Origin of the sequence: Streptosporangium sp. H16 (assembly GCF_051918855.1) — a bacterium.
Taxonomy (GTDB): Bacteria; Actinomycetota; Actinomycetes; order Streptosporangiales; family Streptosporangiaceae; genus Streptosporangium.
Window position 1 is genome coordinate 108,411 of record NZ_JBPXMD010000008.1, and the last position, 14,467, is coordinate 122,877.

Below are 14,467 nucleotides of genomic sequence, written 5' to 3' on the forward strand. Positions count from 1 at the left end.
TCTGGAGGCATGGGTGAGCACGCGGGGGGTGGTCACCGTGATGCTCGGCGCCGCGGTGCTCTTCTCACTGTCGACGCACGACGACACGCGCGCGAGGGCCGCGCCGGCCCGGGTCGCGCCGCTGGACAACCCGGACGGTGTGGGCCCCGGACTGGCGCCCGTCAGGTCGACCGGAGACCGGGGCGTCGCCGTCAGGCTGATCGGGAAGCTCCGGGTCGCGCCGATGGGTTCCAAGGCCGGCTACAGCCGGGCCAGGTTCGGCGAGAACTGGGCCGACACCGCCAGAGGAGTGCCGTACGCGCGCAACGGCTGCCGTACCCGCGACGACCTGCTGGCCCGCGACGGCGAGGACGTGCGCTACCGCCGCGGATCCGACTGCGTGGTCGTCTCCATGAAGTTGCGCGATCCCTACACCGGCCGGATCGTCCGCTGGACCAAGAAGCGTTCCGACGAGATCCAGGTCGACCACGTGGTCCCGCTGTCCTACGAGTGGCGGATGGGGGCCTCCCGCTGGCCGCTGTCCAAGCGGAAGCGCATCGCCAACGACCCGCTCAACCTCCTCCCGGTGTACGGCGACGCCAACGAGGCCAAGGGCGGCTCGGGACCGGCGTCCTGGCTCCCTCCCGTACGCGGGGTCCGCTGCGCCTACGTCGTCCGCTTCGCCCAGGTGGCCCTGAAGTACAACCTGCCGGTCACCCGCGCGGACAAGACCGTCATGCTCGCCCAGTGCCGGTGACGCCCGCGCTGCCGCTCAGAAGCGGCGGAGCAGGGCCTGCTTGGCGGTGGTGAACTCCTCGTCGGTGAGAACGCCGTCCTTGTGCAGGTCACCGAGTTCGCGCAGGCGGCGCAGGAGCGAGTCCGGGTCGTCGCCGCCGGCGGGTGCCGCGGGTGTGGCGGCCTCGATCGCCGGGGACGCCGCGGCGGCGGACAGCCGGGCGTCCGAGGGGTGCGGCAGCCTGGCGAGGATCGCGGCGACGAGCAGCGCCGTCGTGCGGGTCTCCTTGTCGAATCCCCACAGGACCAGGCAGCTCGGGTCGTGCTTGGGAGCGAGTTTGTGCGGTGCCACGCCCTTCGGGTGGAAACGGAGGTAGCCGTTCTCCAGGCCCGCGGTCGGGAACCACTCCACGCCGTTCAGGTCCTTCAGCGCGATCCGCTGGGGACCGGCCGACTTCTTGGCCTCCTCGGTGGCCCAGTTCCATTCGAGGCGGATCGACTCGCCGTCGAACGTCGCCGTGCCGTCGCCCGCCGGAACCACCACGGGCAGGGCGGGGCCGGGCATGAGATAGCGCTCCGAGGGACCGTCCGGCACCTGCTCGATCACCAGCGCGTTGCGTACCTCGTCGACGAAGTACTCGGCGGCGCCGGTGCGGTCGGCGTCCACGACCAGCTGGTACGGGTCGGCGGCGTCGGCGATTCGCCCGCCCGCCGCTTGGTTGAACGGGTCGGCGCCCTCGCGCAGCCGCAGCCGCAGCCTGCCGCCCTTCTTGCCGGGCTCGTAGGCGATGCCGGCCACGGCCTCCAGGGGGACCCGCACCTCGCCCAGCAGCTGCCGCAGTTTCTTCACGCTCCGGTCGCGGCCGGGGACGATGCGCAGGATCTCACCGTCGAACGTCCAGGTTCCGTCACGCACCATGACCTCCGCCATACGGCGATCGTATGGTGAGCCGGTCATATGACGCGCATGATCGAGCGTTGAATCGTCCGGGACGGCGCGACGCGAACGGCCCGGCTTCCGATCGGGCGTCGTGGTCTTCTATTCTTCGAAGTCGACCAGGCCACCTTCGGAGCCGCTCCACAACCGTCTTCCCCGCCGGTCGCCGACCGCCTCCGGAGCCGATCACCAGCAGGCGAAGGAACTCCCGTGACCTCTCCGGCCCTGACCATCGACGAGCTGACCGCCCGGCGAGACGGTGCCCAGCGTGACTACGACGCGCTCGTCCGGCGCGGTCTGTCCCTCGACCTGACGCGGGGCAAGCCATCGGCGCGGCAGCTCGACCTCTCCGAGGCGTTGCTGGACCTGCCCGCCGGTCACACCGCCGCGGACGGCACCGACTGCCGCAACTACGGCGGGCTCCAGGGCCTGGCCGAGCTCAGGGAGATCTTCAGCGGCCCGCTGCAGGTGCCCGCCGCCCAGCTCGTCGCCGCGGACAACTCCAGCCTCTCGCTGATGCACGACTCGATCGTCCACGCCCTGCTCGGGACACTCCCCGGAGCCGAGCGCCGCTGGGCCGACGAGCCGCGGATCGCGTTCCTGTGCCCGGTTCCCGGATACGACCGCCACTTCGCCCTGTGCGAGCGGTTCGGCATCGAGCTGATCCCGGTGCCGATGAACGCCGAGGGACCGGACATGGACGTCGTGGAGAGCCTCGTGCTCGACGACCCCCAGGTCAAGGGCATCTGGTGCGTGCCCAAGTACAGCAACCCCGGCGGTGTCTCCTACGGTGACGAGACGGTGCGGCGCCTGGCCGCCATGCCGGCCGCCGCCCCGGACTTCCGGATCTTCTGGGACAACGCCTACGCCGTGCACCACCTGACCGACACGCCCGTGGAGATCGCCGACATCCTGGCGCTGTGCGCGGAGAACGGCAACCCCGACCGCGTCTTCGTCTTCGGCTCCACCTCGAAGATCACCTTCGCCGGCTCCGGCGTCTCCTTCTTCGGCTCGTCCCCGGCCAACGTGGCCTGGCTGCTCGGGAACACCGCCAAGCGCACCATCGGCCCCGACAAGCTCAACCACCTCCGCCACGTGGAGTTCCTGCGCGACGAGAACGGCCTGGCCGAGCACATGCGCCGCCACCGGGAGCTGCTCCGGCCGAAGTTCGACGCGGTCGAGACGATCCTCACGAAGGAGCTGGGCGGCAGCGGCCTGGCGACCTGGTCCAGCCCCGCGGGCGGCTACTTCATCAGCCTCGACGTGCTGGAGGGCTGCGCGCGCGAGGTGGTGCGGCGGGCGGGAGAGGCGGGCATCGCCCTCACCCCCGCGGGCGCCACCCACCCGTACGCGACGGACCCTCGTGACAGCACCATCCGCATCGCCCCCACCTACCCCGAGCTCGACGAGCTGGAACTGGCCATCTCCGGCCTCGCCACCTGCGTGCGCCTCGTCGCCACCGAGAAGCTCCTGGAGAGTGCCCGCTAGGCACCCACCGGGCCTTCGCCGACCTGTCGGCGAAGGCCCCGGGCGTCCCTCTGGCCGGTTCTCCGTGCCGGGGGGATGTTCCGCGTTGCCGATCTCACGCTTCGTGTCCGGCCGTCGTCCGGCCGTCAAGGAGGTGTCAGGGTAGGGCGGAGGAGCGTCAGGGTCCCGTCCGGAACCGTTCGATCCGCCCTTCGCCGACCTAGCGTCCCCTGTGTCCGGCCATCCGGCCGGGCCGCGAAAGCAGGAGGAAGCATGGGCGTCTCGCACGCGAGTGAAATCCCGTTGCCGTTACCCGTCCGCAGGGGTCCTGGGGCCCCTTCCACCGGTTTCCCCGAGCGAAGGGCGACCGCGCCCGGTGAGACCGCCGGCGCCCCGTGGTCGGCGACCACGCGCGTCACGGCCAAGGGAGACGTCACGATCGGCGGGGTGTCCCTCACCGAGATCGCCCACCGGTTCGGCACCCCTGGCTACGTGATCGACGAGGCGGACGTGCGGCTGCGCTGCCGCGCCTACCGGGCCGCGCTCCCGGGTGCCGAGATCGCGTACGCGGCCAAGGCGTTTCTCTGCCGCGCGATGGCCGACTGGATGCGGGCCGAGGGGATGAGCATCGACGTCTGCTCGGGAGGCGAGCTGGCGGTCGCCAGGTCCGTCGGGTTCCCCGCGAGGCGGATCATCATGCACGGCAACGCGAAGACGCCCGCCGAGCTGCGCAGGGCGGTGGACGAGGGCGTCGGCAGAATCGTGGTGGACAACGTCGCCGAGATCAACAGGCTCGCCGCGCTCGTCCCGATCGACCGTCGTCAGAAGGTGCTGGTCCGGGTGACGCCCGACATCGAGGCGGGTGCCCACCCCAAGATCCGTACAGCGGGAGAGGGCCAGAAGTTCGGCCTGTCCATCCTGAGCGGTGCCGCCGGGGACGCCGTGGCCAGGGTCCTGCACCAGCCCCGGCTGGAACTGGCCGGGCTCCACTGCCACCTGGGCTCGCAGATCGACGACGTCGAGCCGTACGAGCGGGCGGCCAGGGTCCTGGTCGGCGAGATGGCCCGGATCCGCGACGCCCACCGCGTGATCCTCCCCGAGCTCGACCTGGGCGGCGGGCACGGCATCGCCTACCTGCCGGGTGCGGGGGGACTCGACCTGAAGCGTTTCGCGAACGCGGTCGTCACCGCGATCACGGAGCGGGCCGCCGGGTTCGGCCTGCCGGTGCCCCGGCTCATCGTGGAGCCCGGCCGGGCGATCGCCGGTACCGCCGGGACCACTCTCTACCGTGTCGTCGCGGTCAAGCGCGGGGGCTCGCGGACGTTCGTCGCCGTCGACGGCGGGATGAGCGACAACCCCCGTCCCGCCTTGTACGGGGCGCGCTACACCGTACGGCTCGCCGGGCGCGTCTCCCGCGAGGGGCCGCGCTCGTTCACGGTCGTCGGCCACCATTGCGAGACGGGCGACACGATCGCGGAGGACGTCCCGCTCCCCGCCGACCTGCGCCCGGGTGACCTCATCGCGCTGGCGGCCACCGGGGCCTACCACCACTCGATGGCCTCGACCTACAACCTCATGGGCCGGCCCCCGGTCGTCGCCGTACGCGACGGCCGGGCGAGGCTGCTCGTCCGCAGGGAGATGGAGCAGGACCTGATGCGCCGCGACGTGGGCCTGTAGGAGGCCGGCCCGCGGAGACCTGCGGCGGGTGAGGAATGGCGTAAATGAACGTAGGGAAAAGGTGAAGAAAACACATCGACATTGGCCTGCGGGCATTTCCCGGGATTCCATGGAGGGGCAGAGGCCGGCCCCTTCGGCAAATGTCCGCTAGGCAACAAATGTCTGTTTTATAAAGGAGTGGTGGCGATGTTCGGGACCGAACCGGCGGGATTCTCGCTCGCCGGAGGATTCGTCACCGTCGTCGCCGCCACCGTGGCCGCCTCGCTGCTCCTCGCGCCGGCGGAGGTCGCCGGCCGCGTGCTGATCATGGCGATCGCCGTGTGCGCCCACGCCGCCTGCGGGGTCCGCGCCGGGGTCGCGCTGGCGACGGCCGTCATGGCGTGGTTCTTCGGTACCGGATTCCTGGTAAACGGCGCCGGGGAGCTCAGCTTCGGCAGGCCGGACCTGGTCCGCCTCGGCCTGCTCGTCGCCGTCGCGCTGGGTGCGAACGCGTGCACCGCCGCGTACCGGGTAGTCGCCGCAAGGCGCAGGCTCCGGGTCCCGCTGGCCGGAGAAGACCCCTCGCGACTGGTCCTCGTCCGGAACTGACGCGCCCCCTGACCCTCGTCCGGAACTGACGCGCCTCCCGATCCTCGTCCGGAACTGACGCGTCCCCCGGCCCGAGGGCCGCGTGGTCCGCGGACGTCCTCCGAACGGTTCCGCTGCCGTGCCCGGCTGGTGCCGGGCACGGCGTTCTCCGCTGTCCGGTGAGGCCCCGCAGGGGTTCAGGCCGACGGTGTCTCGTTGGTGAACTTGTCGCAGTTGGCGGGGTACGCGGGAGGCCCGAGAGGCGTTCCCGGAGCGAAGAAGCCTCCCGTCACCGGAACCGGGCGGCCAAGCAGGCATTTCGTCCAGGAGACCTGACCGGCCGAGTTCTGAACCGTGAGGTGAAGGTACGGAAGGGCGCCGTCATGAAGGACCGTCGCCGCGACGTCCACCACATCGGTGGGATGGCCGGGGATCGTCGAAAGGTCGTGCCAGCGTGGAGTCGTTCGCGGGTCGCGGATCCGCGCCGTCCCGTCGCTCCGAACCGACGCGGTGATCGGTTCGAGAAGCAGGTAGGCCACGGACACGGCGGACGTCGGCGCCGCGGGGCCCGCGGGCCCCGCGGGTCCCGCCGGGCCGGGTGCGCCGGGCGTGCCCGCGGCTCCCGTGGCGCCGGTCGGTCCCACCGGTCCGGCGGCACCCGGTTCGCCCGCGGGGCCGACGGGCCCCGCCGCGCCCTCCGCGCCCGCCGGTCCGGGGGCGCCGGTGGCTCCCGCGGGTCCTGCCGGTCCTTCCGGTCCGATCGGTCCGACCGGCCCGATCGGACCGGCGGGTCCCGCCGGCCCTTCCGCCCCCGCCGGTCCTTCAGGTCCGATCGGGCCTGCCGGTCCCGCGGGTCCGACGGCCCCCGCCGCTCCTTCCGGTCCGATCGGTCCCGTGAGCCCGTCGGCTCCTGCCGGGCCGATGGGTCCTGCCGGGCCCATCGGCCCGGCCGGACCGATGGCGCCCGTCGCGCCCATGGGCCCCAGCGCGCCCGCGGGGCCCGGCGCTCCCGGTGGCCCGGGGGCGCCGGTGTCACCCTTCGCTCCCGTGGCTCCCGTCGGTCCGGCCGGACCGGCCATTCCCTTGGCGCCCACCGGGCCTGCCGGTCCTTGGGATCCCATCGGTCTCGTCGGCGCGAGTGGGCCGTCCGGAAGGCTCGCCTCTACCGGGTCCGCCGGGTCAGCCGGTTTCGCCGATTTCGCTGGGTTCGCCGCGTTCGTAGGGTTCGCAGGGTTCGCGGACTCCGACGGCAGCCCGAGGTTCGACGGTTTCCTTCCGCTGTCGCGGCCCTCCCTGTTCTTTCCGCCGGCACGGCTGTGCTTGCCGGGACGGTCACGGTCACGGTCACACGCGCAGTGCCTCCCCTGGCACTTGCAGTCTTCCCGCTTGAGGGGCCTCATCAGGGACACCCGCGCGTCGTCCAGCGGGCTGGTCAGCCTCCGAACCGGAACGGCCTCGCCACCGGGGTCTCGCGTATTGGGGGGACTGATGCCTGTGGTGTCGGTCATGGCGTTGGCCGGCGTCTGGCAGGAAAGCGCCAGGACGGCACCGATCGCTGTTGTTGTTACGGACCAGTTTCGAGCACGTTTGCCGGAATCAATAATTTGAGCCCGTCTTCTACCGCTAGAAGTCATCGCATTCCATGTCTTTTATGATTCCAGGGAATCGGATTTCTTGAACCGCGACGGTGCGGCAAGCAGGAGCTACCCGATGATCGACACGGCAAAGCGCAACCCTCGTTAACAAGGTTTAAACGGATTCGTCAACGGCTGGGATGTGTCCAGGTTGTTGAGCTTGAAAACCGTGTGCTCCAGAGATTTCCTGTCCTGTGGGCAATGACCGGAATTTAGGGTTCTTGGATATCGAGAGAATTTTGGTGCGATTCACCGGCCGTGGCCCGCGATAAGGTCTGTGCGGTTTTCGCCAATGACTTTCCGATCCGGACCCGGCGTCCGCCGCCGCTTTCCACGCTTCTTACGCAGGTCCGACACACGAGCTGGAGACCGTCACAGTGGGCTGGAGCGCTCCGCCGTTGGCGAACGTGACGCTCCACCGGTTGCCGATCACCGACTCGGAGGCGATCACGTCGACCCCCAGGGCACTGCCACTCCATTCTCCGGCGACGACGAGCGTGCCCGCAGGGCATACGCCGCCGAGAACGGTCACCGTCGTGTCGGCGGGAACGAGAGTCGGCGTCCCCGCGGCGACCTGCCTGGTGGCCAGGGCGCTCGACCCTGCGGGACCCGCGGGCCCCGCCGGTCCTGTCGCTCCGTCCGTGCCCGCGGGTCCAGCAGGCCCGGCAGGTCCCGCAGGTCCGGCGGGACCCGGCGCGCCGTCGGCGCCCGCGGGTCCGGTCGTTCCGGCGACTCCGGTCAGGCCGATGGGTCCTATCGCGCCGTCCGCTCCTGCGGGTCCTGCGGGTCCTGCGGGTCCTGTCAGGCCGTCCGTGCCCGCGGGTCCAGCAGGCCCGGCAGGTCCCGCAGGTCCGGCGACTCCCGGCGCGCCGTCGGCGCCTGCGGGTCCTGCGGGTCCGGCGGGTCCTGCGGGTCCTGTCAGGCCGTCCGTGCCCGCGGGTCCTGCGGGTCCGGCAGGTCCCGCAGGTCCTGCGGGTCCTGTCGCGCCGTCGGCGCCCGCGGGTCCTGCGGGTCCTGTCAGGCCGTCCGTGCCCGCGGGTCCAGCAGGCCCGGCAGGTCCCGCAGGTCCGGCGACTCCCGGCGCGCCGTCCGCTCCTGCAGGTCCCGCCGGTCCTGGGGCTCCGTCCGCGCCCGCCGCGCCTGCCGGGCCTGCCGGACCCGAGGGGCCGCGCAGCCCGATGCCCGGCAGTCCGTCCTCGCCGTCACGGCCGTCACGACCGTCGCGGCAACAGCAGCGCCTTCTCCCGCACTTGCATTTCTTCCGCGCGACGGTTCCCACCCCGTGGACACGCGAGCGGTCGCACCTTCCGGCCGCCTCGCGAACCGGAGCGACCACGTCGCCGACGGTCCTCGTTTCGAGGAAGGGGATTCCCGTGATGCCGGTGACGGCGTCAGCCGGAACCTGACAGGAAAGCGCCAGAACAGCGCTGATCGTTGCCGCGACGGGCCAGTTTCGAGCACGTTTGCCGGAATTGATAATAGAAATCCGTCTTCTGCCGCTAGAAGTCATCGCTTTCCATGTCTTTTGTGATTCAAGGGAGTCGGATTGCTTGAACCGCGATAGTGGCGGCAAGCAGGAGTTACCCGATGATCGACATGGCAAAGCGCAACCCTCGTTAACGAGGGCTAAACGGATTCGTCAATTGGAGGAATATGTCCAGATTATTTGATTTTCCCGTCACATGTACTCGGCGGATGGTCGTTCTCTGGACTCGCGCCTCCGGGACGATGGTCATCCATTATCCGTATGGATTTTTCAGATGATTGTCCAGGTAACCATCAATATATGGATTATCTAGTTTTTGCTGCCCTTTTTTCGGTGCATCGCCCCATGCCTTCTGGTGCCCTCGCGCCGTCGGACCCGAACCGGCCGGCCCCCGCGTGCTCCGGCCGTCCTCCCGGCTAGCTGGACTCCCTGACCACGAGCTGGGTCGGAAGGGTCACCGGGGCGGCGGGCTCGCCTCGCAGCAGGCCGAGCAGCAGGCGGGCCGAGGCGGCGGCCTGCTCGCCCATGGGGCTGCGTACCGTGGTGAGCGGGGGATCGGTGTAGAGGGCCGCCTCGATGTCGTCGTACCCCACCACCGCCACGTCGTCGGGCACCCGCCGGCCCGCCTGGCGCAGCGCCCGCATGGCGCCGATCGCCATCAGGTCGTTGGCGGCGAACACCGCGTCCAGCGCGGGGTCGTCCTCGAGCAGCTGCGCCATGGCCTCGGCTCCGGAGATCCGGGTGAAGTCGCCGATGGCCACGATCGAGCGCCGTCCGGTCTCGCTCAGGACCTCGCGGTAGGCGCCGATCCTGTCCTGGGCGGCGGACATGTCCAGCGGGCCGGAGATCGTGGCGATCCGGCGCCGTCCCCGTTCCAGCAGGTGCCGCACCGCCTGGGCGGCCCCTCCGGTGTTGTCGTTGTCGACCCACGGCACGTCCAGCCGGAAGGTGGGCCTGCCGTGGGAGACGAGGGGGACGCCCGTGGCGGCGAGCGCCGCCGGCAGGGGGTCGGCGCCGTGCATCGACACGAGCATGACCCCGTCCACGTGGCGGGCGGCCACGAACTGCCGGGCCCGTACGCGGGCGTCGTCGGAGCCGGCGAGCATGAGCATGACCTGCTTGCCCGCCGCCTCGAACTCGCGGCTGGCCGCGCGCACGACGGTGGAGAACATCGGATCGTCGGAGACGAGTCCGGCCGACGGGTCGGAGACGATCACCGCGATGGAGTCGGTGCGCCGGGTCACCAGGCTGCGCGCCGCGGGGTTGGGGATGTAGCCCAGGTCGTTCACCGCCCGCATGACGAGGTCGCGGATGTCGGAGGCGACCGTCGGCTCACCGTTCACCACCCTGGAGACCGTTGACTTGGACACGCCGGCCCGGGTGGCGACAGCCTCCAGGGTGGGTCGTCTCATGTGGTTCTCCCGCAGTTCGTACCGCCCGCTGACCGGTGGTGCCTGAACGTGCGGTCCCACCCTTCCCCAGCTTAATCGATGATCATGAAGAGAGCGCTCCCTCACAAAGGGTGACCGGAAGGAGGATTTCTGTCAATGTCCCGAACTTGACCGGATTTTCCCTCGGGATGGCCGCCGGAGGAAATCCGAGAAATCGCTCCCCGAAAAGGATCTTCTTCGTCCCAGTTCACAGCCCGTTGTAACGGTGCAAACGATTATCCGGGAGCGCTCCCTGAGATGCACGGTTGATTGCCGGATCATGTGTGGCCCGTTTCGTCCTGGTTAAACGGACACTTGACAGCCCGTGTCGGACGAGAGCAATCTCTGGTTGAGAGAGCGCTCCCCGACCCGATACCGGTACGCACCCCCCACTCTCCGAGGAGACGCGATGCCCTCGTCCCGAAGTCCCGGCCGCCGCATGGCCCTGCTGATAGCCGCGGCCGTCACCCTCGTCACGTCCTGTCTCGCGATCATGCCTGCGGCGGCCGCCGACACCCTGCTCTCCCAGGGCAAGACGGCGACCGCCTCGTCCTCGGAGAACGTGGCCTTCCCCGCGTCCGCGGCCGTCGACGGCAACGCGGGCACCCGCTGGTCCAGCGGGTTCAGCGACCCGCAGTGGATCCAGGTCGACCTCGGGGCCAGTGCGACCATCACGCAGGTGACGCTGAACTGGGAGGCCGCCTACGGCAGGGCCTTCCAGATCCAGACCTCGCCCAACGGCACCACCTGGACCCCGATCCACTCCACGACCACCGCCACCGGCGGCAACCAGACGCTGGCCGTCAGCGGCACCGGCCGCTACGTGCGCGTGTACGGCACCCAGCGCGCCACCCAGTACGGCTACTCGCTCTGGGAGTTCCAGGTCTACGGGACCATCGGGGGCACCGACCCCACCCCGACTCCCACCCCCACCCCCGACCCGGGCGCGCTCAAGCTGCTGTCCTACGGCAGGCCCGGCGCGGCCTCCACCTCCCAGAGCGACGGGAACTGCTGGGAGTGCACCCCGGCCAGGGCGTTCGACCGCGATCCCGCCTCCCGCTGGGCGACCAGCTCCACCACCGGCTGGGTCGACCCGGGCTGGATCTCCGTCGACCTCGGCGCGGCCGCGCAGATCAAGCAGGTCGTCCTCCAGTGGGACCCGGCCTACGCCAGGGCCTTCCAGATCCAGGTCTCGGACAACAACACCACCTGGACGCCGATCTACTCCACGACCACCGGCACCGGTTTCAAGCAGACGCTGACCGTCAACGGCACCGGCCGCTACGTGCGCATGTACGGCACCCAGCGCGCCACCCCGTACGGCTACTCGCTGTGGGAGTTCCAGGTCTGGGGCACCGGTGGCGCCCCGATCACGCCGCCGCCGCTCCCGCCGGACCCGGCCGACCCGCCGACGACGCTCGTCTGGAGTGACGAGTTCAACGGTGGCGCGGGCACCAGGCCCGACGCGGCCAAGTGGACCCAGGACCCGGGCACCGGCCCGAACAACGAGCTCGAGTACTACAAGCCCGAGAACACCGCCATGGACGGCAACGGCAACCTCGTCATCACGGCGCGGCAGGAGACCACCGCCGGATCGTCCTGCCCCGGCGGACCCTGCCAGTACACCTCCGGCCGCATCAACACCGGCGGCAAGTTCACCTTCACGTACGGCAAGGTCGAGGCCCGCGTCAAGGTCCCGAAGGGCAACGGCCTGTGGCCGGCGTTCTGGATGATGGGCGCAGACTTCCTCACCGGCAGGCCCTGGCCGTACAACGGGGAGATCGACATCCTCGAGGTGCTCGGCAAGGACGTCAAGACCTCCTACTCGACCATCCACGCCCCCGCCTACAACGGCGGCGGCGGCATCGGCGCCCCGTACACGCTGCCCAGCGGCGCGGACCTCTCGGACGACTTCCACGTCTGGGCCGCCACCTGGAACAGCAAGGGCATCGTCTACACCCTGGACGGCCGGACGGTTCTCACCCTGAGTAAGGAGCAGGTCGAGGCGACGCGCGGGCCGTGGGTCTTCGACCACCCGTTCTACATCATCCTCAACCTCGCGGTGGGCGGTGACTGGCCCGGCCCGCCGGACGCCAGTACCGGCTTCCCCAAGCAGATGCTCGTCGACTACGTGCGCGTCTACAAGTGATCCCCCCGCTCCGGCACGGCTCGCCCGAGCCGTGCCGGAGCCTCCCCGGAACCGGAGTCCCAACAGTCGAAAGTCCCCCCAAAAAGGAGTCCATCCATGCACCCGGCACTCTCCCCGGCCCGCCTACGACGCCGGTTACGCCCGCTGACCCTGGTGACCGCCATAGTGGCGCTGCTGGGCACGTCCCTCGTCATCCACACCACCCAGGCAAGCGCGACGTCGAAGGCCCAGGCGGGGGGTTCGTCCGCCGCGGTCGTACGGGTGGCGGAGTTCCTCGCCGACTGCCCCTTCAGCCACCGGCTGCCCGACGACCCGATCATCTTCCCGGGCCTGCCCGGCGCGTCGCACATGCACAGCTTCTTCGGCAGCACCACCACCAACGCCCACACGACCCTCGCGTCCCTGCAGAGCTCCCCCACCAACTGCAACCCGCGCACCGACCTGTCGTCGTACTGGGTGCCGACCCTCTACAACGGCGACACCCCGGTGGAGCCGACCATCACCACGTTCTACTACCTGGGTGAGGGCGTGCGCGACGACATCGTCGCCCGGACCCAGCCGCTCCCGCTGGGCCTGCGGATCGTCGCGGGCAACGCCAAGGCGACCACCCCCGACGACCCGACCAGCAACGCCCGCTGGTCGTGCCTGCACGCCGGTCACGTCCCGCCGTCCAAGGACTTCGTGACCTGCCCGGCGGGCACCATGATGGAGTCCTACCTGGACTTCCCGCAGTGCTGGAACGGCAGGGACCTGGACTCGGCCGACCACAAGAGTCACATGGCCTACCCGGTCAACCAGGCCTGCCCGGCCTCGCACCCGGTGCCGGTGCCGAAGCTGCGCCAGGTGCTGCGCTACCCGGTGAACGGGAACCCGGCCAACTTCCGGCTGGCGTCGGGCCGCGGATACACGATGCACGGCGACTTCTTCAACGCCTGGCCGGTGGCCGAGATGGAGCGTCGCGTGCGCGACTGCATCCGCCCGGTCATCAAGTGCGGCGCGGACGGTACCCCGTCCTGACGCCGGAGTGCCGGATTCGCGTTCCGTCCTGACGACGGTGTGCCGCCCCGGTGCCTCGTTGACGACGGTGTGCCGGACCGGCATCCCGTTCCGACGGCACCGGTGCGGGAGCCGACCTCCGCACCGATCCCCCGTCGTGCCGTCCCCGGCGGCGGGACCCGGAACATCGGGTCCCGCCGCCGGCGGGCATCGCGAGAAAGCTCGAAAAGGGGGAGCCGGCTCGAAAGGGAAACCCGAGAGGAAGGCGAAAGGGGGGCGACGGGGGGACGGGGAGGCTCGAATACGCCTACTGGCTCTCGCCCTCGCCGGCCTGCGCCTGCTCGTCCTGCTCGGCGAGCGTGCCGCACTTGTAGCCCGCCTCCCGCTCGGGCTGGAGCTGGATGCTGCCGAGATTCGTGGTCTCGATCGGACGCCGGAAGGTGTCCAGCTTGTCGCAGTCGTAGAAGACGTACGTGCCCTCACTCTCTCCGAGCAGCATCATCCACCGGCCCTCGTAGAGGGGCTTGTCGTCCTCGGCGTTCTTGATGACGGTCCACTGGTCCTGGAACCCGACGTAGGGCAGGAGGTCGTTGGCCTGTCCCGTCTCCTGGACCTCGATCGCTCCCGTGACCATCTGCAGGATCAGCAGGAACCCCAGGCCGATGCCCGTGAGGGCGCCGGTGAGCACCTTCATGCCGGTGCGGCCGACGGGCTTGCGGCGCAGCAGCCGGAACGGCACCAGGAACGTCAGCACGCCCAGCCCCACCGCCACGACGACCATGGCGGCGATGTCGAGTTCGCCGACGAGGCTCAACAGGCCCCAGTAGGTCGCGCCGCACCACAGCGCGGCGATCAGCGCGGCGATCCAGGGGCGTTGCCGTACGGTCGCCGTGAACCTTCCGACCGCGCCGCGGGTCACCTTGTCGATCAGCCAGCCGAGCCCGACGACGAGGCCGAGAAGCGGCACGACGATCAGCAGGAGCAGGATCAGCGTCCCCATCAACCTGCCGAGCAGGACGGACTGGTCGATGCCCGCCTGCTGCGGGCTGATGTTGAACACCCCGTACATCTGCTCCACGCCGAGGTAGAGGACGGCGTAGAGCGCGACACCGATCGGGACGATGATCGAGCCGATGCGCTCGATCATCGCCAGGACGCCGGTGTTCTCCTCCTCGACGGGAGGTTCTGCCCGCACGGAAGGTTCAACGGGGGGTGCGGGGGGAATGTACGTAGATCGCTCTGAAGTATCCTGACTTGTCACGAAGGACGATGGTAAGTCATAGCGGTTGACGCGACGTTGACTGAACATAAACGCGTCGAGTCGCGCCACCGGCTGGGAGCGCGAGGATCGGTGCCGTCCCCGGAGCCGCCGCCGAAGGGCCCTCCCGCCACCCGGGCCCTCCCCGATCA

11 protein-coding genes are annotated in these 14,467 nt (G+C 70.2%); 6 read left to right on the forward strand and 5 right to left on the reverse strand.

The features are described from left to right. Positions 1 to 13 precede the first annotated feature (13 nt). Complete coding sequence (locus ACTOQ2_RS15660; protein WP_440100298.1) at positions 14 to 736, forward strand: HNH endonuclease family protein; 723 nt, start codon at positions 14 to 16, stop codon at positions 734 to 736. 15 nt (positions 737 to 751) lie between these two features. Here the strand turns inward: ACTOQ2_RS15660 and ACTOQ2_RS15665 are convergent, their stop codons facing one another. Next, a complete protein-coding gene (locus ACTOQ2_RS15665; RefSeq protein ID WP_440100299.1) occupies positions 752 to 1,645 on the reverse strand; it encodes a DUF4429 domain-containing protein in 894 nt (297 codons plus the stop codon). 216 nt (positions 1,646 to 1,861) lie between these two features. Between ACTOQ2_RS15665 and ACTOQ2_RS15670 the strand changes: the two genes are divergently transcribed. The 3 genes from ACTOQ2_RS15670 to ACTOQ2_RS15680 all read left to right on the forward strand — a co-directional run bounded on the left by ACTOQ2_RS15670 (position 1,862) and on the right by ACTOQ2_RS15680 (position 5,383). Further along, entirely contained in the window at positions 1,862 to 3,139 is a 1,278-nt protein-coding gene (locus ACTOQ2_RS15670; RefSeq protein WP_440100300.1) for an aminotransferase class I/II-fold pyridoxal phosphate-dependent enzyme, read from the forward strand. A gap of 282 nt (positions 3,140 to 3,421) precedes the next feature. Then, positions 3,422 to 4,795 (forward strand): diaminopimelate decarboxylase, encoded by a 1,374-nt coding sequence (lysA, locus tag ACTOQ2_RS15675; RefSeq protein ID WP_440100474.1) that lies wholly within the window; start codon positions 3,422 to 3,424, stop codon positions 4,793 to 4,795. A 186-nt stretch (positions 4,796 to 4,981) separates the two neighbouring features. Beyond that, positions 4,982 to 5,383 carry a hypothetical protein gene (locus tag ACTOQ2_RS15680; protein ID WP_440100301.1) on the forward strand — a complete coding sequence of 134 codons (402 nt, stop codon included), beginning with the start codon at positions 4,982 to 4,984 and terminating at the stop codon, positions 5,381 to 5,383. A gap of 1,953 nt (positions 5,384 to 7,336) precedes the next feature. On the opposite strand, the gene ACTOQ2_RS15685 is transcribed toward ACTOQ2_RS15680, so the two are convergent. From ACTOQ2_RS15685 to ACTOQ2_RS15695, 3 genes are all read right to left on the reverse strand, one after another. Beyond that, positions 7,337 to 7,528 (reverse strand): hypothetical protein, encoded by a 192-nt coding sequence (locus ACTOQ2_RS15685; protein ID WP_362689871.1) that lies wholly within the window; start codon positions 7,526 to 7,528, stop codon positions 7,337 to 7,339. Positions 7,529 to 8,013: 485 nt separating this feature from the next. Continuing rightward, on the reverse strand, positions 8,014 to 8,202 hold the full coding sequence (locus ACTOQ2_RS15690) for a hypothetical protein (RefSeq protein ID WP_440100302.1): 189 nt from the start codon (positions 8,200 to 8,202) through the stop codon (positions 8,014 to 8,016). Between the two features lie 696 nt (positions 8,203 to 8,898). Next, positions 8,899 to 9,894, reverse strand: coding sequence for a LacI family DNA-binding transcriptional regulator (locus ACTOQ2_RS15695; protein WP_440100303.1), 996 nt, complete (start codon positions 9,892 to 9,894; stop codon positions 8,899 to 8,901). Between the two features lie 427 nt (positions 9,895 to 10,321). On the opposite strand from ACTOQ2_RS15695, the gene ACTOQ2_RS15700 reads away from it, so the two are divergent. Beyond that, positions 10,322 to 12,061 carry a discoidin domain-containing protein gene (locus tag ACTOQ2_RS15700; RefSeq protein WP_440100304.1) on the forward strand — a complete coding sequence of 580 codons (1,740 nt, stop codon included), beginning with the start codon at positions 10,322 to 10,324 and terminating at the stop codon, positions 12,059 to 12,061. A 96-nt stretch (positions 12,062 to 12,157) separates the two neighbouring features. Continuing rightward, positions 12,158 to 13,078: a DUF1996 domain-containing protein gene (locus ACTOQ2_RS15705; protein WP_440067777.1), complete on the forward strand. Its 921-nt coding sequence runs from the start codon at positions 12,158 to 12,160 to the stop codon at positions 13,076 to 13,078. Between the two features lie 286 nt (positions 13,079 to 13,364). Here the strand turns inward: ACTOQ2_RS15705 and ACTOQ2_RS15710 are convergent, their stop codons facing one another. After that, positions 13,365 to 14,252 (reverse strand): hypothetical protein, encoded by an 888-nt coding sequence (locus ACTOQ2_RS15710; RefSeq protein ID WP_440100305.1) that lies wholly within the window; start codon positions 14,250 to 14,252, stop codon positions 13,365 to 13,367. Positions 14,253 to 14,467 lie beyond the last annotated feature (215 nt).